This is a genomic window from Pseudomonas sp. LB3P25, from assembly GCF_054897985.1.
This window is the reverse complement of sequence record NZ_CM142711.1, coordinates 5,761,227-5,786,321: the sequence shown is the minus strand read 5'-3', so window position 1 is coordinate 5,786,321 and position 25,095 is coordinate 5,761,227. Positions and strand designations below refer to the sequence as shown.

Sequence of the window (25,095 nt, the reverse complement as noted above, 5' to 3'; positions counted from 1 at the left end):
ATCAGTTCCCCTGTGGGAGCGAGCCTGCTCGCGATGAGGCCATCAGCAACACCTTAACAATCAAGCAGACAAAAAAAGGCCCGCATCGCTGCGGGCCTTTTGTTTCAGCGGTGGAGCTGGGGGGTTAACCCGCCACCAACACCCGAATCGCTTCCAGTCGCAACGCAGCCTTATCGAGCATGGCCAGGCCTTGCTCGCGTTGTTTGCGCAGGGCAACCAGTTCGCTGTCGCGCACCGTCGGGTTGACCGCTTGCAAGGCGGTCAGGCGCGCCAGTTCTTCGTCGGTGTCGGCGGCCAGACGACGTTGCGCCTCAGCCACGCGCTCGGCGTGACGCGGGAAGATCTTCTCTTCGCCGGCGTTGATCCGCGGCGTCAGCTGATCGCGCTGGGCCTGGATGAACTTGTTGGCGCTGGCGCGGGGCACGCTTTCCAGCTGATCGTTAAGGGTTTCGAACGACACCCGAGCCGACAGGTCATTACCGTTGGCATCAAGCAGGCAGCGCAGGGCGGCCGGTGGCAGGTAACGGCCCAGTTGCAGCGAGCGCGGGGCAACCACTTCACTGACGTAAAGCAGTTCCAGCAACACGGTGCCAGGTTTCAGCGCCTTGTTCTTGATCAGCGCCACGGCGGTGTTGCCCATGGAACCGGACAAGACCAGGTCCATACCGCCCTGAACCATCGGGTGTTCCCAGGTAATGAACTGCATGTCTTCGCGAGACAGCGCCTGGTTGCGGTCGTAAGTGATGGTCACGCCTTCGTCGTCGCCCAGCGGGAAGCTGGCGTCGAGCATTTTTTCGCTCGGCTTGAGGATCAACGCGTTTTCCGAGTGGTCTTCGCTGTCGATGCCGAACGCGTCGAACAGGGTTTCCATATAGATCGGCAGGGCGAACTGATCGTCTTGCTCGAGGATGTCCTCGACCAGCGCATCACCTTCGCCAGCGCCGCCGGAATTGAGTTCCAGCAAACGGTCGCGGCCGGTGTGCAGCTCGGCTTCCAGACGTTCGCGCTCGGCGCGGGCTTCGTCGATCAGTGCTTGCCACTCGCCGTCATCGGCGTTTTCCAGCAGCGGGAGCAGGCGCGGGCCGAACTGATGCTGCAAGGCGTTGCCGGTTGGGCAAGTGTTGAGGAACGCGTTCAGCGCTTCGTGGTACCACTGGAACAGGCGCTCTTGCGGGCTGGTTTCCAGGTACGGCACGTGCAGTTCGATGATGTGCTTCTGGCCGATCCGGTCCAGACGACCGATACGCTGCTCCAGCAGGTCCGGGTGCGAGGGCAGATCGAACAGCACCAGGTGGTGCGAGAACTGGAAGTTACGACCTTCACTGCCGATTTCCGAGCAGATCAGCACTTGCGCGCCAAATTCTTCGTCGGCGAAGTAAGCGGCGGCGCGGTCACGCTCAAGGATGTTCATGCCTTCGTGGAACACCGTGGCCGGGATGCCGGAACGCACGCGCAGGGCGTCTTCCAGGTCCATGGCGGTTTCGGCGTGGGCGCAGATCACCAGCACTTTGGTGCGCTTGAGCATCTTCAGCTGATCGATCAGCCACTCGACACGCGGGTCGAATTTCCACCAGCGCTCTTCTTCATTGGCGTCCGGTTGGGCCTGGAAGCTGACTTCCGGGTACAGCTCGGCGTGATCGCCCAATGGCAGTTCGAGGTATTCATCCGGGCATGGCAGCGGGTACGGATGCAGCTTGCGCTCCGGGAAACCCTGCACGGCGGCGCGGGTGTTGCGGAACAGCACGCGGCCGGTGCCGTGGCGGTCGAGCAGTTCGCGGACCAGACGGGCGCTGGCTTCGATGTCGCCATCATTGACCGCGGTCAGCAAGGCTTCGCCTTCGTTGCCAAGGAAACCGTGAATGGTCTTGTGGGCTTCAGGCGACAGGCGCCCTTTGTCCAGCAGCTCCTGGACGGCTTCGGCTACCGGGCGATAGTTTTCGCTCTCGGCACGGAAGGCGTGCAGGTCATGGAAACGGTTCGGGTCGAGCAGGCGCAGACGCGCAAAGTGGCTGTCCTGGCCCAATTGTTCCGGGGTCGCGGTCAGCAGCAGGACGCCGGGAATGACTTCGGCCAGTTGTTCAACCAGCGAGTATTGCGGGCTGGCGTTGTCTTCATGCCACACAAGGTGGTGCGCTTCGTCGACGACCATCAGGTCCCAACCGGCGGCGAACAGCGCGTCCTGGGCCTTCTCGTCTTCCACCAGCCACTCGAGTGCAACCAGTGCAAGCTGGGTGTCTTCGAACGGGTTGGCGGCATCGCTTTCGATGAAGCGTTCTTCGTCGAACAGCGCGACTTGCAGGTTGAAGCGGCGGCGCATCTCGACCAGCCACTGGTGCTGAAGGTTCTCCGGAACCAGGATCAGCACGCGGTTGGCGCGGCCCGAGAGCAGTTGGCGATGGATCACCAGACCGGCTTCGATGGTTTTACCCAGACCTACTTCGTCCGCCAGCAGAACCCGCGGCGCAATGCGGTCGGCGACTTCACGGGCGATGTGCAGCTGGTGCGCGATCGGTTGCGCACGCACGCCACCGAGGCCCCAAAGCGAGGACTGCAATTGGCGGCTGGTGTGTTCCAGGGTGTGGTAACGCAGGGAGAACCAGGCCAGCGGGTCGATCTGCCCGGCGAACAAACGATCGCTGGCCAGACGGAACTGAATGAAGTTCGACAGTTGGGTTTCCGGCAGGGTAACCACTTCGTTATGCCCGTTGAGGCCGTGGTAAACCAGCAGGCCGTCGACGTCGTCGACTTCTTGTACGGTCAGTTTCCAGCCTTCGAAGTGAGTGATCGAGTCACCCGGCGAAAACCGCACGCGGGTGAGGGGCGCATTCCGTAGCGCGTACTGGCGAGTGTCGCCAGTGGCCGGGTAGAGCACGGTCAACAAGCGGCCGTCCTGTGCCAGAACGGTGCCTAAACCCAGCTCGGCTTCGCTGTCACTGATCCAGCGTTGCCCCGGTTGATACTGCTGCGCCATGCTGCCTGACTCCCACCTTGAAAAAGCGGGCTATCTTAACGGAATCAGGCCTCCAGACCAAAAGGTTTACGGCGTAGGAACTGCCGAAGGCTGCGATCTTTTGATCTTGGGGAACGCTTGAGTTCTATGTTGTCCGATAAAGATCGCAGCCTGCGGCAGCTCCTACAGTGCCAAACGGGTCACAGTTTGCGACCGATGGCTCAAGTCGCCATCCCCGCAGCCGACAGCCTGCTGACAGGAGACTAATAATTATGCTGCCACCGATGCTCCCCTTGAGTGCCGTGCCGATTACCTCACAGCAGGATCCGATTCGCCAGCGCCCGGATATTCCGCCCGTGGTGCCGGTGCAGGAAAGCTCCAGCGAAAGCACCATTGATTTGCAACAGCGCGATCCGGAAGAGGCGGCGTTTCAGCTGCGCGAGGAACAGCGCCGCAAGCAGGAACAGCAACGGCGCCGCCGTGAAGCCGATGAAGATCCTGAAGAACACCTGGCGATTCCCGGTGACGAGCTCAACGCCGACAATACCGTGCCGGTGGCGCCATTGATGGAAGATCTGCCGCGGCAGGGTTTGTGGGTCGATATCCAGATTTGAGGTCATGACTGGTCAGCGCTGTCATCAGACCGCATTATTGACACATCCTTGCCTGCAGATGCGGCAGCTGAACTTCATTACAAGCGATGCACTGAACACCATGAGCCAAGACGACAAACTGATCGACCTCAACGCCGAACGCGCCAAGCGGGTTCATGACCTTAATGAAAAGCGCCTGAACGAAGTACGCCAGGCGTTCGAGCACGCCATGCCGTTGGGTAAAGCGAAGAAGAAGCCGAAGAACAAACCGAAAAAGCGTTGAAACACCCTGCATCGGTTGATGCAGGTCAGTTATTTCCCCTCCTTTACGCCCAGTCTCGGGCGACATTGATCCCGGTCAATTTTTTCTCCTGCCTGATTGGTTAACTTAGCCCCATCGCAACAGGGCAAGTGCAGGAGGCCAGTCATGTTTTTAGACAACGTGGTGATCGCCGGAGTGCTGACAGTCGGCCTCATGGTTCTGTTTTTTGCAGGTTTTGGATTTTTTATCTGGAAGGATTCGCATAAGCGCAAACCGTAGGTCTTTCTGGAAGCAATGAGCACGCAAGGCATTTTGGGCAACTTCGGTTGCCCTTTTTTTTTGCCCACGATAACCCGACTGACAATAAAGCCCCACTTGTAGGAGCTGTCGAGTGAAACGAGGCTGCGATCTTTTGATCTTTATTTTTCTGGGCGACTGAAAAGCAAGATCAAAAGATCGCAGTCTCGTTTCACTCGACAGCTCCTACAAGGAACCGGTTCGGCATGAGTACTCGGCCATAAAAAAGGCGCGAACCTCACGGAACGCGCCTTTTTTAGCAGCGATACATCAACTGCCCAGTGCCTTCGACGCCAGCCAGAACAGGCCGGCCGACAGGGCCACTGTGGCTGGCAGGGTCAGAACCCAGGCCAGCAGGATGGTTTTGACGGTGCCTCCCTGGAGGCCGCTTTTATTGGCGACCATGGTGCCGGCCACGCCCGAGGACAGGACGTGGGTGGTGGACACCGGCAGGCTGAAGACGTTGGCCAGGCCGATCATGCACGCGGTGGTGATCTGTGCAGACATGCCTTGAGCGTAGGTCATGCCTTGCTTGCCGATCTTCTCGCCGATGGTTAGAACCACGCGTTTCCAGCCGACCATGGTGCCCAGGCCGAGTGCCAGAGCGACCGCCAGAATCACCCAGAACGGGGCATATTCGGTGGTGGTGGTCAGGTCTTTGCGCAGCTTGTCCAGGTCAGCCTTTTCACGGGCGTCGAGGCCAGGCAGCTTGCCGACTTTCTTCGCTGTGTCGTCCAGGCAGAGCAGATAACGACGCACTTCGATGCGGCTTTCCGACGGCAGCGAGTGGTAGTCGGCTACACCTTTAAGGGTGCCGAGTAGAGCGGTGATGGTCGGTTCGGTCTGTTGCGGGTTGCAACGGAATTTCTCCGGCAGATCGCCTTCCACGCTTTTGCCCAGGGCCAGGTAGTCACCCAGCGTTTCGGCATTGCGCTTATAAAACTGACTCAGGTGCAGGGTCGCATCGCGGGTCCGCTCGATCTGGTAAGTCGTGCTGCTCAGGTCGAGTACGAACTGCGCCGGTACGATACCGATCAACACCAGCATGATCAGGCCGATACCTTTCTGGCCATCGTTGGAACCGTGCACGAAGCTCACGGCCATGGCCGAGATCACCAATACCAGACGGTTCCAGAACGGTGGGTGCTTCTTGTCGTCGAGCTTGCGGCGCTGGTCCGGCGTCTTGTGCATCTTCGACAATGGGCGCCACCATTTCAGTCCGATCAGGACCAGAGCGGCAACGATGAAACCGGCCATTGGCGAGAACACCAGGGACGCACCGATATCAATTGCTTTCTGCCAGTTCACGCCATCAGCCAACGGAATATCGTTGATCAAAGCGTTGGCAAGGCCGACACCGAGGATCGACCCGATCAACGTATGGGAGCTGGAAGCCGGAATACCGAAGTACCAGGTGCCCAGGTTCCAGGTGATGGCGGCGGCGAGCAGCGAGAACACCATGGCCAGCCCGTGACCGGTGTTCACATTGATGAGCAGCTCTACCGGCAGCAGGTGGACGATGGCATACGCCACGCCGACACCGCCCAGCAGCACGCCGAGAAAGTTGAACACACCGGAAAAGAACACCGCCAGATGAGGCGGCATGGCTTTGGTGTAGATAACAGTGGCCACCGCGTTAGCGGTGTCATGAAAGCCGTTGATGAACTCGAAGGCGAGGACAAAGGCCAGGGCGAGCAAGAGGCTCACAAGCACCCAAGCATCTAGTCCGCTGAATAAATCGATCATGAAGGTTTTCTGACCCGGTCGTAAGGGGGCGCGATTATGCCAGAAAAGACTGCTAATCGATGCACTAGGTGCTCATCGGTTACATTCTTCAACGAATTAGTTTGCAGCGGTAGCCTAAGCCCCAGGTTTTTGCTGGGTTTTGCAAGTCATTGAATTTCTATGAAAAGGCCGCAGCCACAAGGGTTCCTCTCATAGGGCAAGAGGTTTGGACGCTTGTGTGAAATATCTGAAAAGAGGGCCAGACATGAGCCATTTGCCTCATCCGGTGGGTGAGGTGGCCGCTGCCCGCTGGTAGCGGGCGCGAAAGGCATCATCGATACATCCCGCTTTTAACGGGTGCAGACGCAGACCCATAAAAGGATTCAGGCCGAGGCGATTATGGCTCTTCGGCTTTGAGTTCCTTTTCCATTTTCTGCAATTCCTGAGTGAAAGCCTGATCCTGAACGGTGGCGCGTTTACGCCAGGGCTTGCGTTCCGGTTCGGGCTGAGCGGCGTAGGTGGTGACTTCCCCGCCGTAAACTTCCTTGTAACGTTGTTCCTGGCGCTCAAGTTCCGCGCGCAGTTCGTCTTTCGTCACAGTGCTACCTGATTGAGTTGAGATGAATTCTGGTGAAACGCGCGCATCAAATGTATTTGACCACGCTCGCCGAAAGGACAAGGCCCGCAAAGGCTTCATTTTTTACGGCATGCGATCAATTACTTCCATGTTGCAGGCGGCCACGGCACCAGAGATAAACAGCTGACGTAGCATCAGTTTCCTGTTTCAGCGAACGCCTTGGTGAAGCATATGAAATGAGTGTCAGGCGCTTGCTGCGGATAGCGGCGATGGAACATCGCGCTACCGGGTGGCGGAATCGGCAATTAAAAACCGGTCACCACTGAGTTGCATTATAGCGGTCGATTCAAAGAACACTATCGCCAAAGAGTTAAAAGTGGGTCTTGATGTGTGATTGTTTTGTTACTCGCAACTTTATACGGCTAACTAGGTCGTTCGGCGGCACGACGTTACAGTGATGTCTTTCTGGCGCCATTCAATCGAACAAGTTAGGACAGTTACATCGACCCTTCTAGTCTGCGTCGGAGCCAGTGTAAAAAGAGGTGCAGCCCGTTCAATAGTCTGCTGACCGCTGATCCTGGTGGGAGTCCATTGCGATTATCGGTCGATGGTTCGATAATCGCACGGTCTTGGCTGCTCGGGCTTGTGTGAGGGACCGGCTGCCGCTTGTAATAGCCGCTGATCCGTGTGGAAAAGGACCTTATATGAACGATCAAATGCGCAATTCCTTCGCTTCAGTGGCGCCGCCGATCGTTGCCTCGCCCGCCAAGCGGATCCAGGCACTGACCGGCGACCCGGATTTCATGACCTCCCTGGCCCGTGGCCTGGCCGTGGTGCAAGCGTTCCAGGAGCGTAAACGTCACCTCACCATCGCCCAGATCAGTCACCGCACGGAAATTCCCCGCGCCGCTGTGCGACGTTGCCTGCACACGCTGATCAAACTCGGCTACGCCACCACCGACGGCCGCACGTATTCGCTGCTGCCTAAAGTACTAACACTTGGCCATGCCTATGTGTCCTCGACGCCGCTGGCGGTTTCCGCCCAGCCCTACCTGGACCGCATGAGCGAACAACTTCATGAAGCCTGCAACATGGCCACGCTGGAAGGCGATGACATTTTGTACATCGCTCGTTCGGCCACCACCCAGCGACTGATTTCCGTCGACCTGTCGGTGGGTGGTCGTCTGCCCGCCTATTGCACCTCGATGGGCCGGATTCTTCTCGCGGCGCTGGACGATACATCACTGCGCGAGTACCTCGACCATGCAGAGTTGCAAGCCAAGACCAGCCGAACCCTGCACACCCCCGAGGCGTTACTCGAATGCCTGCAAGAGGTGCGGCAGCAAGGTTGGTGCATCGTCGATCAGGAACTGGAGCAGGGCCTGCGCTCGATTGCCGTTCCGGTGTACGACGCTTCCGGCCAGGTGGTCGCGGCGCTAAACGTCAGTACCCACGCCGGCCGAGTCAGCCGCAACGAGCTGGAACAACGTTTCCTGCCTGGTCTTTTGAGCGCGAGCCGTGACCTCAGCGCGCAACTCTTTGCGTAAGCCATTCGCCTAAGCTGTTCGATAAACGCACAGAGTCGCGTTTATCGAATTGACGCTCTTTCCCCAAGATCACTAATGTCGCGGCAGCGCCAGCCTTGGCTGGCTCCTGTCCGACTGCGTTCTTGCGTGGAATAAAAATAATGAACCAGCCCCAGTCTGCTGTAGGAAACTGCCTCGACGTGCAGTCCTTCATCAATGCTCAACCCATTTCGCGCTACCAATGGCGAGTGGTGATCCTGTGTTTCCTGATTGTTTTCCTCGATGGCCTCGACACGGCGGCCATGGGCTTCATCGCGCCCGCCCTGTCACAGGATTGGGGCATCGACCGCGCCAGTCTCGGCCCGGTGATGAGCGCGGCGTTGATCGGCATGGTCTTCGGCGCACTGGGTTCTGGCCCATTGGCTGACCGCTTCGGGCGAAAAGTCGTACTGGTGGGCGCGGTGCTGTTGTTCGGCGCGTTCAGTCTGGCTTCGGCTTACAGCACCAACGTCGATCAACTGCTGATGCTGCGTTTCCTCACCGGCCTGGGCCTTGGCGCCGGCATGCCGAACGCCACGACGCTACTGTCCGAATACACCCCGGAGCGCAAGAAATCCCTGCTGGTGACCAGTATGTTCTGCGGCTTCAACCTCGGCATGGCCGGTGGCGGGTTTATCTCGGCCAAGCTGATCCCGGCGTTTGGCTGGCACAGTCTGCTGATGATCGGCGGGATTTTGCCGCTGATCCTCGCCGTCGTATTGCTGTTCTGGCTGCCGGAATCGGCGCGCTACCTCGTCGTCCGCAATCGCGGCACTGACAAAGTGCGCAAGACCCTGGCGCCCATCGATCCAACCGTCGTCGCTCAGGCTTCCAGCTTCAGCGTGCCGGAACAGAAAACGGTGAAGGCCCGCAACGTATTTGCGGTGATCTTCTCCGGCACCTACAGCACCGGCACTTTGCTGCTGTGGCTGACCTACTTCATGGGGCTGGTGATCGTTTATCTGCTGACCAGTTGGTTGCCGACGCTGATGCGTGACAGTGGCGCGAGTATGGAGCAGGCGGCGTTCATTGGCGCGTTGTTCCAGTTTGGTGGGGTATTGAGCGCGGTGGGCGTGGGCTGGGCGATGGACCGGTTCAATCCGCACAAGGTTATCGGCGTTTTCTATCTACTTGCCGGGGTGTTTGCCTACGCGGTAGGGCAGAGCCTGGGCAACATCACGCTCTTGGCAACGTTGGTGCTGGTGGCCGGGATGTGCGTCAACGGCGCGCAATCGGCGATGCCTTCACTGGCGGCGCGGTTTTATCCGACGCAGGGGCGGGCGACCGGGGTGTCGTGGATGCTTGGGATTGGCCGCTTTGGCGCGATCCTTGGTGCGTGGATGGGGGCAACGTTACTGGGCCTGGGCTGGAACTTCGAGCAGGTACTGACAGCGCTGGTGATTCCAGCAGCATTGGCGACCACGGCGGTGGTGATCAAGGGCATGGTCAGCCATGCGGATGCGACCTGACGGCCTGATCCGGAACCTTAAGTGGTTTTGATGGCCTCTTCGCGAGCAGGCTCGCTCCCACAGTTGATCGCGTTCCCCTGTGGGAGCGAGCCGGCTCCGGGCGGCGTTCCGACGAAGCTTTTAAGGATCGGTAGCCAGACAACAATATGTTCGATAACCGAACACTTAGTCGATTATCGGATTGTTTGGCGTTTTTCAGGGGCTTACTCTTCAGTCATTCCGGCGCTGCGCATCGCGCCTTTTTCTTCCACTGTCGGTTCATAACAAAACGGGAGCCTGCCCCATGGCTGAAATCCTTTCGCTGCACGACGCGGTGAAGCAATTCGTTAACGACGGCGATACGGTCGCGCTCGAAGGCTTCACTCACCTGATCCCTACGGCGGCGGGTCACGAAATCATTCGTCAGGGCAAGAAAGACCTGACCCTGGTGCGAATGACGCCTGACCTGATCTACGACCAGTTGATCGGCGCCGGTTGTGCTCGCAAGCTGATTTTCTCCTGGGGCGGCAACCCGGGTGTCGGTTCGCTGCATCGCCTGCGTGACGCCGTCGAAAAGCAATGGCCGCACGCGCTGGAAATCGAAGAGCACAGCCACGCCGACCTGGCCAATGCCTACGTCGCTGGCGCTTCCGGCCTACCGTTCGCGGTGCTGCGTGCCTACGCCGGCTCCGACCTGCCGAAGGTCAACCCGCTGATCAAAACCGTCACCTGCCCATTCACCGGCGAAGTATTGGCGGCCGTGCCTTCGGTGCGCCCGGACATCACCGTGATTCACGCGCAGAAAGCCGACCGCAAAGGCAACGTGTTGCTGTGGGGCATACTCGGCGTGCAGAAAGAAGCGGCGTTGGCGGCCAAACGCTGCATCGTCACCGTCGAAGAAATCGTCGACGACCTCAATGCACCGATGAACTCTTGTGTCCTGCCGACGTGGGCGTTGAGCGCGGTCTGCCACGTTCCCGGCGGCGCACATCCGTCCTACGCTCACGGCTACAACGAGCGTGATAACCGTTTCTACCAGGCCTGGGACCCGATTGCCCGCGACCGTGAAACCTTCACCGCGTGGATCAACGAGTACATCCACGGCTGCGCTGACTTCAGCGAGTTCCAGGCCAAACTGGCCGCTGCTTCGGAGGCCAAGTAATGACTTACACCACCAATGAAATGATGACCGTCGCCGCTGCCCGCCGCCTGAAAAACGGTTCGGTGTGCTTCGTCGGCATCGGCCTGCCGTCGAAAGCCGCCAACCTGGCGCGTCTGACCTCCTCGCCGGATGTGGTCCTGATCTACGAATCGGGTCCAATCGGTGCCAAACCGAGCGTACTGCCGCTGTCGATCGGTGACGGTGAACTGGCGGAAACCGCCGACACCGTCGTGCCGACCGGTGAGATTTTTCGCTACTGGTTGCAGGGCGGGCGCATCGACGTCGGTTTCCTCGGCGCCGCGCAAGTCGACCGCTTCGGCAATATCAACACCACCGTGGTGGGCGACTACCATCAGCCGAAAGTCCGTCTGCCGGGTGCCGGCGGTGCGCCGGAGATCGCTGGCTCGGCCAAAAGCGTGCTGATCATCCTCAAGCAGTCGGCGCGTTCCTTTGTCGACAAACTCGACTTCATTACCTCGGTCGGCCATGGCGAGGGCGGTGATTCGCGCAAGCGCCTCGGCCTGCCGGGCGCCGGTCCGGTCGGCATCATTACCGACCTGTGCATCATGGAGCCGGAAGCCGGCACCCATGAATTCGTGGTCACCGCGCTGCACCCAGGCGTGACCCGCGAGCAAGTCATCGCGGCGACCGGTTGGGCGATTCGTTTTGCCGAGACGGTTGAAAACACCGCCGAGCCGACCGAAGTCGAGCTTAAGGCACTGCGTGATCTGGAAGCCCGCACTGCCGCGGCCCACGGCCAAGCCCCCGGAGAAGCCTGATGCGTGACGTTTATATCTGCGATGCGATTCGCACCCCCATCGGCCGTTTCGGCGGTGGCCTGTCGGCGGTTCGCGCCGACGACCTGGCCGCCGTGCCGATCAAGGCGCTGATGGCGCGCAACCCGTCGGTGGACTGGAACGCGGTGGACGAGGTGTTCCTCGGTTGCGCCAACCAGGCCGGCGAAGACAACCGCAACGTGGCGCGCATGGCGTTGTTGCTGGCGGGCCTGCCGGAAACCATTCCGGGCGTGACCCTCAATCGCCTCTGCGCCTCGGGTATGGATGCCATCGGCACCGCTTTCCGGGCGATCGCCAGTGGCGAGATGGAGCTGGCAATTGCCGGCGGCGTCGAGTCGATGTCCCGCGCACCGTTCGTGATGGGCAAAGCTGATGCGGCGTTCTCGCGCAACATGAAGCTGGAAGACACCACCATCGGCTGGCGCTTCATCAACCCGTTGATGAAAGCCCAGTACGGTGTGGATGCGATGCCGCAGACCGGCGATAACGTGGCTGACGATTTCGAAATTTCCCGGATCGATCAGGACGCTTTCGCACTGCGCAGTCAGCAGCGCACAGCAGCCGCACAAGCCGCAGGATTTTTCGCTGAAGAAATCGTCGAAGTGCGGATTACCCACAAGAAGGGTGAAAGTGTCGTCAGCCAGGATGAGCATCCGCGCGGCGACACCTCGCTGGAAGTTCTGGCCAAACTCAAACCGGTCAATGGTCCGGACAAGACCGTCACCGCCGGCAACTCCTCGGGTGTGAACGACGGTGCGGCGGCGTTGATCCTGGCGTCGGCCGAAGCAGTGAAGAAACACGGCCTGACCGCCCGCGCCAAGGTGCTGGGCATGTCCAGTGCCGGTGTCGCACCACGGGTCATGGGCATCGGCCCGGTTCCGGCGGTGCGCAAATTGACCGAGCGCCTCGGCCTGGCCGTCAGCGATTTCGACGTGATCGAACTCAACGAAGCGTTCGCCAGCCAGGGGTTAGCGGTGCTGCGTGAACTGGGGCTGGCGGACGACGCGGCCCAGGTCAACCCGAACGGTGGCGCCATTGCCTTGGGCCATCCGTTGGGCATGAGCGGCGCCCGTCTGGTACTGACCGCGCTGCATCAGCTGGAAAAGACCGGTGGCAAGAAAGGTCTGGCGACCATGTGCGTCGGCGTGGGCCAGGGTCTGGCCTTGGCGATCGAACGGGTCTGACGCGCAGCGTTGATGAATAAGAACTGAGGAATGCTTCATGACTGACAAGCCTGGTTACCGCCGCCCGCAAGAGGGCACCCAGCCGGAATACCTGCACCCGGCCTATCAATCCACCAACCGCCGCTCGCCGTCCAAGCCGTTGGTGTTTTTGCCCCATTCGCTGTCTGAAATTACCGGTCCGACCATCGGCGCCGAGCGTGTGCACGAGAAGGACAACGACCTGACCGCCCAGCACAAGGGCGAGCCACTGGGCGAACGCATCATCATTCACGGCCGCGTGCTGGATGAAGACGGTTTGCCGGTGCCGGGCATTCTGGTGGAGATCTGGCAAGCCAACGCCGCCGGTCGCTACAACCATGACCGTGACCTGCACGATGCGCCGCTGGACCCGAATTTCACCGGCACTGGCCGCACCGTGACCGACGCCGATGGTGGGTACCAGTTCCAGACCATCAAGCCCGGCGCCTATCCGTGGGGCAACCACCACAACGCGTGGCGCCCGGCGCACATCCATTTCTCACTGTTCGGGCCGAGCATTCTGACGCGCCTGGTCACTCAGATGTATTTCCCCGGCGATCCGCTGCTGGCCTATGACCCGATCTACAACTGCGTACCGGACACCAGCGCCAAAGAGCGTTTGATCGCCACTTTTGATCTGGAAAAAACCATCCCTTCCTATGCCCTCGGTTATCGTTGGGACATCGTCTTGCGCGGCCGCGAAGCCACGCCGATGGAGAAATAAGATGACGCTGAACGCGACCACATCCCACACCGTCGGGCCGTATTACCACATCGGTTTGACCTGGCTGAACCGCGAAGACCTGACGGTCGAACACACCCTGGGCGAGCGCGTGGCGATCACCGGGCAAGTCATCGATGGCAACGGCGACGTCGTCAACGACGCAATGCTGGAAGTCTGGCAAGCCAACGCCGCCGGCAAGTATGACCACCCCGAAGACGATCAGGACAAACCCCTGGACCCGAACTTCGAAGGGTTTGGCCGGGTGCCGGTGGATGCAGAAGGGCGCTTCCGCTTCACCACGATCAAACCGGGCACGGTGGAAGGCTTGATAGGCACGACTCAGGCGCCCCATCTGGTGGTGCTGGTGTTTGCTCGTGGGCTGGTGAAACACTTGCTGACGCGGATTTACTTTGATGGCGAACCGGCCAACGTGGCAGATCCGCTGCTGGAATGTGTGCCGGCTGAACGTCGCAATACCTTGCTGGCGAAGAAGGATGCGTCCGGTGTGTACCAGTGGAATGTGATCTTGCAAGGCACCGATGCCGAGACAGTGTTCTTCGATTATTGAGAACACCGCAGTCCCTGTGGGAGCGAGCCTGCTCGCGAAAGCGGTGTATCAGTGCCGTCAATGCTGAATGACACACCGCAATCGCGAGCAGGCTCGCTCCCACGGGGGGATCTGTGTGTTATGCATCTGTGGAACGGGGCTGTTGCGAAGTGTGTCTAGACTCTCACTGTCCCCATTGAGTGAAAAACAATGACAACTAACACCGCTACTACAGCGCACTACACCGGCGAAGAGCGCAGTAAACGGATCTTCGCGATTGTTGGCGCCTCGTCCGGCAACCTCGTCGAATGGTTCGACTTCTACGTCTACGCTTTTTCCGCGATCTATTTTGCCCCAGCCTTTTTCCCTTCAGATAACCCGACTGTGCAACTGGTCAATACCGCGGGTGTGTTCGCCGCCGGGTTCCTGATGCGGCCCATCGGCGGCTGGATCTTCGGCCGGGTGGCGGACAAGCACGGGCGCAAGAATTCGATGATGATTTCGATTCTGATGATGTGTTTCGGTTCGTTGCTCATCGCCTGCCTGCCGACCTACAACAGCATCGGCGTCTGGGCGCCGATCATGTTGTTGTTCGCCCGCTTGATCCAGGGCCTGTCGGTGGGCGGTGAGTACGGCACCACCGCGACCTACATGAGCGAAGTGGCCCTCAAGGGCCAGCGCGGTTTCTTCGCCTCGTTCCAGTACGTGACGCTGATCGGCGGGCAGTTGCTGGCGGTGTTGCTGGTGGTGATTCTGCAACAGTTCCTCACTGAGGACGATTTGCGCGCCTATGGCTGGCGGATCCCGTTTGTCGTTGGTGCGATGGCGGCGTTGATTTCGCTGTTCCTGCGTCGTTCGCTCAAGGAAACCACCAGCAAGGAAATGCGCGAAAACAAGGACGCCGGCAGCATCCGTGCGCTGTTTCGCGACCACAAAGCGGCGTTCATCACCGTGCTCGGTTACACCGCCGGTGGCTCGCTGATTTTCTATACGTTCACCACGTACATGCAGAAGTACCTGGTGAACACCGCCGGCATGCAGGCCAAGACCGCCAGCTACATCATGACCGGCGCGCTTTTCCTTTATATGTGCATGCAGCCGCTGTTCGGCATGCTCGCGGACAAGATCGGCCGACGTAATTCGATGCTCTGGTTCGGCGCCCTCGGTACGCTGTTCACTGTGCCGATTCTGTTGAGCCTGAAAAGCGTCAGCAGTCCGTTCCTGGCCTTCGTGCTGATTACCGTGGCGCTGGCGATCGTCAGTTTTTACACTTCCATCAGCGGCCTGGTAAAAGCCGAAATGTTCCCGCCGGAGGTGCGCGCCTTGGGCGTCGGCCTGGCGTATGCGGTGGCGAATGCAATCTTCGGCGGTTCGGCGGAATACGTGGCCCTGAGCCTCAAAGCCGGGGGCATGGAAAACTCCTTCTACTGGTACGTGACGGTGATGATGGCGGTGGCGTTCCTGTTCAGCCTGCGCTTGCCGAAACAGGCGAAGTATTTGGAAAACGACCTTTGATCTTTACCCGTGGGCCTGACCGGCCCACGCCTCCAGGGACTGTTTATGAACGAGCGACCGGGCAATCAATTGTTCGATGCCTATTTCACTGCCCGCGACATGCGTGAGGTGTTCTGCGATCAGGGTCGGGTTCAAGCGATGCTTGATTTCGAAGCGGCACTGGCCCGGGCCGAGGCGCGGGTCGGGCTGATTCCGCAGACGGCTGTCGCGCCGATTGAAGCGGCCTGTCAGGCCGGGCATTACGACTTCGCCGCCCTCGGCGAGGCGATTGCCACGGCGGGCAATTCGGCGATTCCGTTGGTCAAGGCGCTGGGTAAACAGATCGCGGCCAACAACGCCGAAGCCGAGCGCTATGTGCATCTGGGCGCGACCAGCCAGGACGTGATGGACACCGGTCTGGTGTTGCAACTGCGTGGCGCGCTGGAGCTGATTGAAAGCGATCTGGCGCAACTGGGCGAAACCCTCTCGACCCAAGCCTTGCGTTACGTCGCCACGCCGCTGGCCGGCCGGACCTGGTTGCAGCACGCGACACCCGTCACCCTCGGCATGAAAATCGCCGGTTGGTTGGGCGCTGTCACTCGCAGCCGTCAGCGTCTGCGCGAACTCAAACCGCGACTGTTGGTGCTGCAATTCGGCGGCGCCTCCGGAACCCTCGCGGCCCTCGGCGAGCAGGCGATGCCAATTGCCCAAGCGCTGGCTGAAGAATTGAAACTGACACTGCCGGATCAACCTTGGCACACCCAGCGAGATCGCTTGGTGGAGTTCGGCTCGGTACTGGGATTGATCGCCGGCAGCCTCGGCAAACTGGGCCGTGACATCAGCCTGCTGATGCAGACCGAAGCCGCTGAAGTGTTCGAACCTTCTGCGCCGGGCAAGGGCGGTTCTTCGACCATGCCGCACAAACGCAATCCGGTGGGCGCGGCGGTGCTGATCAGTGCTGCGACTCGCGTACCCGGTTTGCTCTCGACCCTGTTCAGCGCCATGCCTCAAGAACACGAGCGCAGCCTCGGCCTGTGGCATGCCGAGTGGGAAACCCTGCCGGAGATTTGCTGCCTGGTGTCCGGCAGTCTGAAGCAAGCGTTGCTGGTGGCGGATGGACTGGAAGTGGACGCCGAGCGCATGGCCCGCAACCTCGATCTGACCCAAGGCCTGGTGCTCGCCGAAGCGGTGAGCATCGTCCTCGCTCAACGAGTGGGGCGCGACACTGCGCACCATTTGCTGGAGCAATGCTGTAAGCGCGCAGTGACTGAACAACGTCATTTACGAGTGGTGCTCGGCGACGAGCCACAAGTGACTGCCGAACTCTCGCCTGCTGAACTCGATCATCTGCTGGACCCCGCCCATTACCTCGGCCAGGCCCATACCTGGGTCGAGCGAGCGGCGGCTGAACATTCTGCGTTGACTGCCTGAAGGAGACTGCTGTGGCATTCGTACAACTCGCCGAGGGCGAACTGCACTACCAAATTCAAGGGCCGCAACTCGATGGACCGGCCAATGCGCCGGTACTGGTGTTGTCCAACTCGCTGGGCACCGACCTGCACATGTGGGACGCGCAGATTGCGGCGTTCACCGAGCATTTCCGCGTGCTGCGTTTCGACACCCGTGGCCATGGCAAATCGCTGGTCACGCCGGGGCCGTACAGCATCGAGCAACTGGGCCATGACGTGCTGGCGCTGCTGGATGCCTTGCACATCGAACGCGCGCATTTCTGCGGTCTGTCCATGGGCGGGCTGATTGGCCAGTGGCTGGGGATCAACGCTGGTGATCGCCTGAACACACTGGTGGTGTGCAACACCGCAGCGAAAATCGGCGATCCGTCGGTGTGGAACCCGCGGATCGAAACCGTGCTGCGTGACGGTCCGGCCGCCATGGTCGCCTTGCGTGATGCGTCGATTGCGCGCTGGTTCACCGCGGATTTTGCTCAAGGCAATCCTGCTGCCGCGAAGAAGATTACTGACATGCTTGCGGCCACCTCGCCTGAAGGTTATGCCGCGAACTGTGCCGCCGTGCGCGATGCCGATTTCCGCGATCAGCTGTCCTCGATCAAGGTTCCGCTGCTGGTCATCGCCGGCACCGAAGACGCAGTCACGCCGCCGTCCGGCGGGCACTTCATTCAGGAACATGTGCAGGGCGCCGAGTACGCCGAGTTCTATGCTGCGCACCTGTCCAACGTTCAGGCCGGTGCTGCGTTTAGCGATCGGGTGTTGGCGTTTTTGTCAGGTCATTGAGGATTTTTTTGTGGACGAGAAACAACGCTACGACGAGGGCCTGAAAGTCCGCCGTGCAGTACTCGGCGACGCCCATGTCGACCGTAGCCTGAACGCGCTGACCGAGTTCAACTCGGAGTTTCAGGAAATGATCACCCGCCATGCCTGGGGCGACATCTGGACCCGTCCGGGGCTGCCACGCCATACCCGCAGCCTGATCACGATCGCCATGCTGATCGGCATGAACCGCAATGAAGAACTCAAACTGCACCTGCGCGCCGCCGCCAACAACGGCGTGACCCGCGGCGAGATCAAGGAGGTGATCATGCAGAGCGCGATCTACTGCGGTATTCCGGCGGCGAATGCGACCTTTCACCTGGCGGAGTCGGTGTGGGATGAGTTGGGGGTTGAATCGCGGGAGTGATGAATACCTGTGGGAGCGAGCCTGCTCGCGAAAGCGGTAGCAGCCTTGATACACGTGTTGGCTGAGAACACGCCTTCGCGAGCAGGCTCGCTCCCACAGGTTTAAACCGTGGTGACAATGAAGATCCGCTTGAATGGAAACAACGTGTGCCCGTCGCTCTCCGGCGGGTAATACGCATGCACGCGCATCAGGTAGTGGTAGATGAACCGCGCCTGTTCATCATCCTTCAGTCCCTGCATCACCGGCCGCAGCGCCGTGACTTTGACCCAGTCATAAATCGGCGACTTGCCGTCGACAACCTGGAGCTGCTCAGTCTCCCAGATATCCAGTGTCTGGGTGATCGGTGAGAGCAACCGGTAGTAACTTTCCAAAGACAACAGCGGCCGCACCGCCATGGCCTCGCGCAACTGCGGGGTGCCGAGTGGTTTGCCACCGGGGCCTGCCTCTTCAAGGGTGTCGAGCATCAGTTGATAGCACAGCGCATCCCGTCAGTCGGGCATGTGCGCTGCCAGGCATCCATCCGGATTGAGGCGCTTGAGCAAACGCGGCAGTTGCTGTTCGTGGTCTTGCGGACCTACATCAACAGATAACGGAAGTGGGGAGGGCTGAATATCGCCTGAGTCCTGTCAGGTTTTTTCACTGTATTGAAGGTCGGCAAAGCGCCAGCCAGCCTGACGGGCGACGCAGATCCAGTGTGGGAGCGAGCCTGCTCGCGAAAGCGGTCTGTCAGGCACACCTGTGCTGGATGTGCCGCCGCCTTCGCGAGCAGGCTCGCTCCCACATTTGATCTGATGTTTAAAGCAAGCTGATCGGATAGCTGACGATCAACCGGTTCTCATCGAACTCGTTGTTGCTGAAGTCGCGGCGAATGGTCGAGTTGCGCCATTTGACGTTGAGGTCTTTGAGCGCGCCGCTCTGCACGGTGTAGCCCAGTTCGCTTTCGCGGCCCCATTCCTTGCCGTCGGTGATGGTGCCGGTGTGGACGTTGTCGCCGCTGATGTAGCGGTTCATCAGGGTCAGGCCGGGAATTCCGAGGGCGACGAAGTTGTAGTCATGACGTACCTGCCAGGATTTTTCCTGAGCGTTGTCATAGCTTGAGTTATAGCTGTCGTTGGCCAAGGTGCCGCCGCTGGTGCCGTTGACCCGCATCCAGGCGTTGTCGCCGGTGAGTTTTTGCAGGCCGACATAGAAGGTGTTGCCGCCGTATTTGGCCGAGAACAGGCCCGACCAGGTCTTGTTGTCCAGCTCGCCGGCCCGGGCGCTGCCGTCATCCTTGCCATAGAAGAAACCAAGGTTGGCGCCCAGGGTCCAGTCGCCGATGGGTTGGCTGTGGATCAGATTCACGTACTGCTGGCTGTAAATGTCCTTGAGTTCGGCGTTCCACACACCGATCTGGGTGCGCTTCTCGTTGAAGACGTATTCGCCGCCCTGAAAGTTGAAGCGGTCCGAGGTGAACGCTGGTTTGCCGGTCATCGACATGTCGTTCATGCTGCTGTCGTCGCGCGGGCTGTTGGCGCGGAACTGGCCGCCGTAGAGCATCAGGCCGTTGATTTCCTTCGAGGTGATCTGGCCGCCACGGAAGGTTTGTGGCAGTGAACGACCGTCGTCCGAACGCAGGATCGGCAGCACCGGCATCCATTCGCCCACCTTCACTTCGGTCTGCGACAGCTTGGCCTTGAACGCCACGTTGGTGCGCCCGAAGTTGTCTGCCGGGCGACCGTCGTGATCCAGCGGCAGCAACTGCGTACCGCCCGTGCCTTTACCGCCGTCGAGTTTCACCGAGTACAGCCCCAGCACATCCATGCCGAACCCGACGGTGCCCTGAGTGAACCCGGATTTGGCGTCGAGGATGAAGCTTTGCGTCCACTCTTCTGCCTTGCCCTGAGCTTTGGTCGGGTTGGTGAAATTGCGGTTGATGTAGAAGTTGCGCAGGTTCAGGTTGACCTTGGAACCTTCGACAAAGCCTGACTCCTCGGCCATGGCGGGCAGAGCCGTACTGGCCAGTGCAACGGCGATGAGGCTGGAGAACAAGTATTGAGTATTGGAAGGTGTCATGTGCTCGGGTCTCTCTAATTTTTAGGTGTGAAACGAGGTGCTGCCGCAACTTGGGGGGGCAGACAAAAATTTGAAATCAGGACAAAAACTAACGGGATCAGCCGGACAGGGCAGGGCGCGGGGGCATGGTGTCGAACCTGTTGTTATTGGTCTTGTGCGACGAATGGTGCGGGGGATGTACCAGATGGTTCAATCGGGGAAAGCGGGTTTTGGGCGATTATCGAACGCAAGATTGGGCAAGGGTTTGTATTGTCTGGGCCGGCCTCTTCGCGAGCAGGCTCGCTCCCACAAGGGATGGTGTCTGGCCCAATGACATGTACACCGGTCGTTCTCAGTGGGAGCGAGCCTGCTCGCGAAGAGGCCAGTCCAGACACCACCGCTTTATCTGTGACCAACAAGAAGCCCACCAAAAGGTGGGCTTCTTGTTTTACAGCGCTATCAGAACAACTTCAGCTTCGGCGCTTCTTCTTTCAACGGCTCGTTCTTCGCCGTCTGCTCGTTCCAGCCACCGCCCAGTGCTTTATACAAATTGACGGCACTGACCAGTTGCGCCAGACGGTCGGTGATCAGTACCTGTTGGGCACTGAACAGCTGACGCTGGGCATCGAGGAAGGTCAGGTTGCTGTCGACACCAATGCGATAACGACGCTCGGCCAGACGGTAGTAGTCCTGGTTCGCGGTGACGAAATCACGCTGGGCCTGCAACTGATCGGTGTAGGTCTGGCGGGCAGCCAGGCCGTCGGCGACTTCCTGGAAGGCCGTTTGAATGGATTTCTCGTAGTTCGCCACGCCGATGTCTTTCTGGATTTTTGAATAATCCAGGCTGGCGCGCAGACTGCCGGCGTTGAAGATCGGCAGGTTGATCTGCGGCTGGAACAACCAGGTGCCCGAACCGCCCTTGAACAGGCCGGACAGGTCCGGGCTCAGGGTCCCGGCATTGGCCGTCAGGCTGATGCTCGGGAAGAACGCAGCCCGTGCCGCGCCGATGTTGGCGTTGGCGGCTTTCAGGTTGTATTCGGCCTGGAGGATGTCCGGGCGGCGTTGCAGCAAGTCCGATGGCAGACCGGCCGGCACGTCGCTCAGCAGGTCGTCAGCCAATGGCTTGGCGGCTTGCAGGTTGGCCGGGACGCCGGTGCCGAGCAGCAGCACCAGGCTGTTTTCATCCTGGGCAACCTGACGGGTGTACCTGGCCTTTTGTGCGCGGGCGTTTTCCACCGAGGTACGTGACTGGGCCAGGTCCAGCGCCGAGGCCACACCCACTTCGTTGCTGCGGGCGGTGAGCTTGTAGCTCTCCTCGAACGCACCCAGGGTCTCCTGGGTCAGTTTCAGCAGCTCCTTGTCGGCCTGCCAGGTCAGGTAGGCATTGGCCACGCTGGCCACCAGGCTGATCTGGGTGGTGCGGCGCGCTTCTTCAGTGGCGAAGTACTTCTGCAGCGCTTCTTCGCTCAGGCTGCGAACCCGACCGAACAGGTCGAGTTCATAAGCGCTGATGCCGACCGTGGCCGAGTAGGAACTGGTGATGTCCGTTTCACCGGTCTGCGAGGCCCGAGCCGGGACCCGCTGACGGCTGCCGGTGCCATTGGCCGACACGGCCGGGAACAGATCGGCACGCTGGATGCGGTATTGAGCCGCGAAGGCGTCGATGTTCAACGCCGCGACACGCAGATCACGGTTGTTTTCCAGGGCGACCTGGATCAGCTGTTGCAGCGCCGGGTCATGGAAAAACTGCTTCCAGCCCTGTTCGGCGGCAGCCTGCGCAGGCGCCTGGGCCGACGAATACGCCGGACCTTGCGGGTACTGGCCCGCCACCGGTGCTTCAGGCTGCTGATAATCGGGTATCAGCGAGCAGCCGCCGAGCACGAAGGCGGCAACAGCCAGGGACAGTAGCGACTTGCTCATAAGCCAGCCTCTTTAGAAGGTTCAAGAGCGTCGTCCTGGTCAGCGGTTTTGCGCTGCCCCATGGCCGACACGGTGACGAAAAACAGCGGGACCCAGAAGATCGCCAGGATCGTGGCCGTGAGCATACCGCCAATCACCCCGGTACCGATCGCATGCTGGCTACCCGAACCCGCACCCGTGGAAATTGCCAGTGGTACCACACCGAGGACGAAGGCGAGCGATGTCATGATGATCGGTCGCAAACGCATCCGGCAGGCTTCGATCGCGGCATCGCGCAGGCTACGCCCTTGTTCATGCAGTTCCTTGGCAAATTCGACAATCAAAATGGCGTTTTTCGCCGCCAGACCGATAGTCGTCAACAGGCCCACCTGGAAATACACGTCGTTGGACAGGCCGCGCAGGCTGGTCGCCATCAGCGCACCGATGATCCCCAGCGGCACCACCAACATCACCGCGATCGGGATCGACCAGCTTTCGTACAGCGCCGCCAGACACAGGAACACCATCAGCAGCGACAGGGCGTACAGCGCTGGCGCTTGCGAACCGGACAACCGTTCCTCGTACGACAGACCCGTCCAGGAAATACCGACACCGGCCGGCAGTTTCTTGGCCAGGGCTTCGACTTCGAGCATGGCTTCACCGGTGGAATAACCGGGTGCCGGGGCACCGAGGATTTCCATCGCTTCGACGCCGTTGTAACGCGACAGCTTCGGTGCACCGTAAATCCACTCACCCTTGGCGAACGCCGAGAACGGAACCATGGTGCCGGCGCTGTTGCGCACATACCATTTCTTCACGTCTTCAGGACTCATGCGCGCACCCGGCTGGCCTTGCACGTAAACCTTCTTCACCCGACCGCGGTCGATGAAGTCGTTGACGTAGCTACTGCCCAGGGCAATCGACAGGGTGTTGTTGATGTCAGTGAGGGTGATGCCCAGGGCACTGGCCTTCTCGTCATCGATTTCCAGTTGGTATTGCGGTTCGTCGTTCAGACCGTTCGGGCGCACCTGATAGAGCACTTTGCTCTGCGCGGCCATACCGAGGAACTGGTTACGTGCCTCCATCAACTTGGCGTGACCGATACCGGCGCGGTCCTGCAGGAACACGTCGAAACCGGTGGCGTTACCCAATTCCAGGACCGCCGGTGGTGCGAAGGCAAACACCATGGCGTCGCGGAAGGTGAAGAAGTGCTGCTGGGCGCGGGCGGCGAGTTTGAACACGCTGTTTTCCGCATCCCGTTCATGCCACGGCTTGAGCATGATGAAGGCCAGACCGGAGCTTTGACCGCGACCGGCGAAGTTGAATCCGTTGACGGTAAACACCGAGGCCACGGCGCTGGACTCTTTATCCAGCAGGTAGGAGCGCATCTGGTCGATCACCACCTGGGTCCGTTGGGCACTGGAACCGGCCGGGGTCTGCACCTGAGCAAACAGTACGCCCTGGTCTTCTTCCGGAAGGAACGCCGTTGGAATGCGGGTGAACAGCCAGATCATGCCGACCAGGATGATGATATAGGCCAGCAGGTACGGGGCCTTGTTCGAGAGCATGTTGCCCACGCCACGCTCGTAGCTTTTGACGCCACGGTCGAAGCTGCGGTTGAACCAGCCGAAGAAGCCGCGTTTCGGCGTGCCGTGCTCACCTTTCGGAATCGCCTTGAGCATGGTCGCGCAGAGCGCCGGGGTGAAGATCAGCGCAACCATGACCGACAGGGCCATGGCCGAGACGATGGTGATCGAGAACTGCTTGTAGATCACACCGGTGGAACCGCTGAAGAACGCCATCGGCAGCAGTACCGCCGACAGCACCAGGGCAATACCGACCAGTGCACCCTGGATCTGCCCCATGGATTTCTTGGTGGCCTCCTTGGGTGACAGGCCTTCTTCGCTCATGACCCGTTCGACGTTTTCCACCACGACGATGGCGTCGTCCACCAGCAAACCGATGGCCAGCACCATACCGAACATGGTCAGGGTGTTGATGCTGAAACCGAACGCCGCGAGGATCCCGAAGGTACCCAGCAGTACCACAGGCACGGTCATCGTGGTGATGACTGTGGCGCGGAAGTTTTGCAGGAACAGGAACATCACCAGGAACACCAGTACGATCGCTTCGACCAGGGTTTCAACCACACCCTTGATCGACTCGGTCACCACCGGCGTGGTGTCGTACGGGAACACCACTTCCATCCCTTCCGGGAAGAACGGCTTGAGGGTTTCGATGGTCTTGCGCAGGGCTTTTGCAGTGTCGAGGGCGTTGGCACCGTTGGCCAGTTTCACTGCCAGACCGGAAGCCGGTGCGCCATTGAACTGGGCGTTGATGCTGTAGTTCTCGCCACCCAGGCCAACGTCGGCGACGTCGGACAGGCGCACTTGCGATCCGTCCTTGTTGACCTTGAGCAGGATCTTGTTGAACTGCTCGGCGGTCTGCAGGCGGGTTTTGCCGATAATCGTGGCGTTCAATTGCTGGCCGGGTGCAGCCGGCAGGCCGCCCAGTTGGCCAGAGGACACCTGGATGTTCTGTGCGGCGATGGCAGCCTTGACGTCCACCGGGGTCAGGCTGAAGTTGTTCAACTTGGCCGGGTCGAGCCAGACCCGCATGGCGTACTGCGAACCGAAGACCTGGAAGTCACCGACACCAGCGGTCCGAGAGATCGGGTCCTGCATGTTCGACACGATGTAGTTGGACAGGTCGTCCTTGGTCATGCTGCCGTCGCGCGACACCACGCCGATCACCATCAGGAAGTTTTTCACTGCCTTGGTCACGCGGATCCCCTGTTGCTGCACTTCTTGCGGTAGCAGCGGGGTAGCCAGGTTCAGTTTGTTCTGGACCTGAACCTGCGCGGTATCGGAGTTGGTGCCCTGCTCGAAGGTCGCGGTAATGGTCATGCTGCCGTCGGAGTTACTTTCCGAGGACACATAACGCAAATTATCGATACCGTTGAGCTGTTGCTCGATCACTTGCACCACGGTGTCCTGCACGGTTTGTGCGGACGCGCCTGGGTAAGTCACCTGGATTGCAATGGCCGGAGGCGCAATGCTCGGGTATTGGTTGATCGGCAGTTTGAGGATCGATAGTGCCCCGACTAGCATGATCACCAGGGCAATTACCCAGGCGAAAATCGGACGGTCGATAAAAAATCTGGACAT

20 protein-coding genes and 1 pseudogene are annotated in these 25,095 nt (G+C 60.1%); 14 read left to right on the top strand and 7 right to left on the bottom strand.

The window, feature by feature from the left end; genetic code table 11:
* Positions 1-124: 124 nt before the first annotated feature.
* Entirely contained in the window at positions 125-2,971 is a 2,847-nt protein-coding gene (gene rapA, locus ACYZTW_RS26590) for an RNA polymerase-associated protein RapA (protein ID WP_462002459.1), read from the bottom strand.
* Positions 2,972-3,222: 251 nt separating this feature from the next.
* Between rapA and ACYZTW_RS26585 the strand changes: the two genes are divergently transcribed.
* The 3 genes from ACYZTW_RS26585 (at position 3,223) to ccoM (ending at position 4,084) form a co-directional block, all read left to right on the top strand.
* A complete protein-coding gene (locus ACYZTW_RS26585) occupies positions 3,223-3,564 on the top strand; it encodes an aspartate-semialdehyde dehydrogenase (protein WP_462002458.1) in 342 nt (113 codons plus the stop codon).
* Positions 3,565-3,664: 100 nt separating this feature from the next.
* Positions 3,665-3,826, top strand: a complete 162-nt coding sequence (locus ACYZTW_RS26580; RefSeq protein WP_095128014.1) for a hypothetical protein — start codon at positions 3,665-3,667, stop codon at positions 3,824-3,826.
* 144 nt (positions 3,827-3,970) lie between these two features.
* Positions 3,971-4,084 (top strand): cytochrome c oxidase subunit CcoM, encoded by a 114-nt coding sequence (gene ccoM / locus ACYZTW_RS26575; RefSeq protein ID WP_318183103.1) that lies wholly within the window; start codon positions 3,971-3,973, stop codon positions 4,082-4,084.
* A gap of 288 nt (positions 4,085-4,372) precedes the next feature.
* Here the strand turns inward: ccoM and ACYZTW_RS26570 are convergent, their stop codons facing one another.
* Together ACYZTW_RS26570 and ACYZTW_RS26565 are read right to left on the bottom strand one after the other, a co-directional pair.
* A complete protein-coding gene (locus ACYZTW_RS26570) occupies positions 4,373-5,848 on the bottom strand; it encodes an inorganic phosphate transporter (RefSeq protein WP_462002457.1) in 1,476 nt (491 codons plus the stop codon).
* Between the two features lie 376 nt (positions 5,849-6,224).
* Positions 6,225-6,425, bottom strand: coding sequence for a hypothetical protein (locus ACYZTW_RS26565; RefSeq protein ID WP_007935837.1), 201 nt, complete (start codon positions 6,423-6,425; stop codon positions 6,225-6,227).
* A gap of 683 nt (positions 6,426-7,108) precedes the next feature.
* Between ACYZTW_RS26565 and pcaR the strand changes: the two genes are divergently transcribed.
* The 11 genes from pcaR (at position 7,109) to pcaC (ending at position 17,995) form a co-directional block, all read left to right on the top strand.
* Positions 7,109-7,951 (top strand): pca regulon transcriptional regulator PcaR, encoded by an 843-nt coding sequence (gene pcaR, locus ACYZTW_RS26560; protein WP_008147316.1) that lies wholly within the window; start codon positions 7,109-7,111, stop codon positions 7,949-7,951.
* Positions 7,952-8,091: 140 nt separating this feature from the next.
* Positions 8,092-9,438: an aromatic acid/H+ symport family MFS transporter gene (locus ACYZTW_RS26555; protein ID WP_462002456.1), complete on the top strand. Its 1,347-nt coding sequence runs from the start codon at positions 8,092-8,094 to the stop codon at positions 9,436-9,438.
* A 283-nt stretch (positions 9,439-9,721) separates the two neighbouring features.
* Entirely contained in the window at positions 9,722-10,579 is an 858-nt protein-coding gene (locus tag ACYZTW_RS26550) for a CoA transferase subunit A (RefSeq protein ID WP_007947285.1), read from the top strand.
* Positions 10,579-11,358 (top strand): CoA-transferase subunit beta, encoded by a 780-nt coding sequence (locus ACYZTW_RS26545; protein WP_462002455.1) that lies wholly within the window; start codon positions 10,579-10,581, stop codon positions 11,356-11,358. The genes ACYZTW_RS26550 and ACYZTW_RS26545 overlap by 1 nt, the downstream gene beginning before the upstream one ends.
* Positions 11,355-12,560: a 3-oxoadipyl-CoA thiolase gene (gene pcaF, locus ACYZTW_RS26540; RefSeq protein ID WP_462005842.1), complete on the top strand. Its 1,206-nt coding sequence runs from the start codon at positions 11,355-11,357 to the stop codon at positions 12,558-12,560. The genes ACYZTW_RS26545 and pcaF overlap by 4 nt, the downstream gene beginning before the upstream one ends.
* A gap of 37 nt (positions 12,561-12,597) precedes the next feature.
* Positions 12,598-13,302 carry a protocatechuate 3,4-dioxygenase subunit beta gene (gene pcaH, locus ACYZTW_RS26535; protein WP_462002454.1) on the top strand — a complete coding sequence of 235 codons (705 nt, stop codon included), beginning with the start codon at positions 12,598-12,600 and terminating at the stop codon, positions 13,300-13,302.
* A 1-nt stretch (position 13,303) separates the two neighbouring features.
* The gene (gene pcaG, locus ACYZTW_RS26530; protein ID WP_462002453.1) at positions 13,304-13,870 is read left to right on the top strand and encodes a protocatechuate 3,4-dioxygenase subunit alpha; all 567 of its coding nucleotides are present in this window, start codon (positions 13,304-13,306) and stop codon (positions 13,868-13,870) included.
* A gap of 189 nt (positions 13,871-14,059) precedes the next feature.
* Positions 14,060-15,364 (top strand): MFS family transporter, encoded by a 1,305-nt coding sequence (locus tag ACYZTW_RS26525; RefSeq protein WP_462002452.1) that lies wholly within the window; start codon positions 14,060-14,062, stop codon positions 15,362-15,364.
* Positions 15,365-15,409: 45 nt separating this feature from the next.
* Entirely contained in the window at positions 15,410-16,774 is a 1,365-nt protein-coding gene (locus ACYZTW_RS26520; protein ID WP_462002451.1) for a 3-carboxy-cis,cis-muconate cycloisomerase, read from the top strand.
* Between the two features lie 11 nt (positions 16,775-16,785).
* Positions 16,786-17,592 carry a 3-oxoadipate enol-lactonase gene (gene pcaD, locus ACYZTW_RS26515; RefSeq protein WP_462002450.1) on the top strand — a complete coding sequence of 269 codons (807 nt, stop codon included), beginning with the start codon at positions 16,786-16,788 and terminating at the stop codon, positions 17,590-17,592.
* A gap of 10 nt (positions 17,593-17,602) precedes the next feature.
* Complete coding sequence (pcaC, locus tag ACYZTW_RS26510) at positions 17,603-17,995, top strand: 4-carboxymuconolactone decarboxylase (protein WP_008147336.1); 393 nt, start codon at positions 17,603-17,605, stop codon at positions 17,993-17,995.
* A gap of 101 nt (positions 17,996-18,096) precedes the next feature.
* Here pcaC and ACYZTW_RS26505 read toward each other — a convergent pair.
* The 4 genes and pseudogenes from ACYZTW_RS26505 to emhB form a co-directional block, all read right to left on the bottom strand.
* Positions 18,097-18,561: pseudogene (locus ACYZTW_RS26505) on the bottom strand (trans-aconitate methyltransferase); the annotation flags it as partial.
* Positions 18,562-18,790: 229 nt separating this feature from the next.
* On the bottom strand, positions 18,791-20,050 hold the full coding sequence (locus ACYZTW_RS26500) for an OprD family porin (protein WP_462002449.1): 1,260 nt from the start codon (positions 20,048-20,050) through the stop codon (positions 18,791-18,793).
* A gap of 438 nt (positions 20,051-20,488) precedes the next feature.
* On the bottom strand, positions 20,489-21,949 hold the full coding sequence (emhC, locus tag ACYZTW_RS26495) for an efflux RND transporter outer membrane subunit EmhC (protein WP_462002448.1): 1,461 nt from the start codon (positions 21,947-21,949) through the stop codon (positions 20,489-20,491).
* The gene (gene emhB, locus ACYZTW_RS26490; protein WP_462002447.1) at positions 21,946-25,095 is read right to left on the bottom strand and encodes an efflux RND transporter permease subunit EmhB; all 3,150 of its coding nucleotides are present in this window, start codon (positions 25,093-25,095) and stop codon (positions 21,946-21,948) included. The genes emhC and emhB overlap by 4 nt, the downstream gene beginning before the upstream one ends.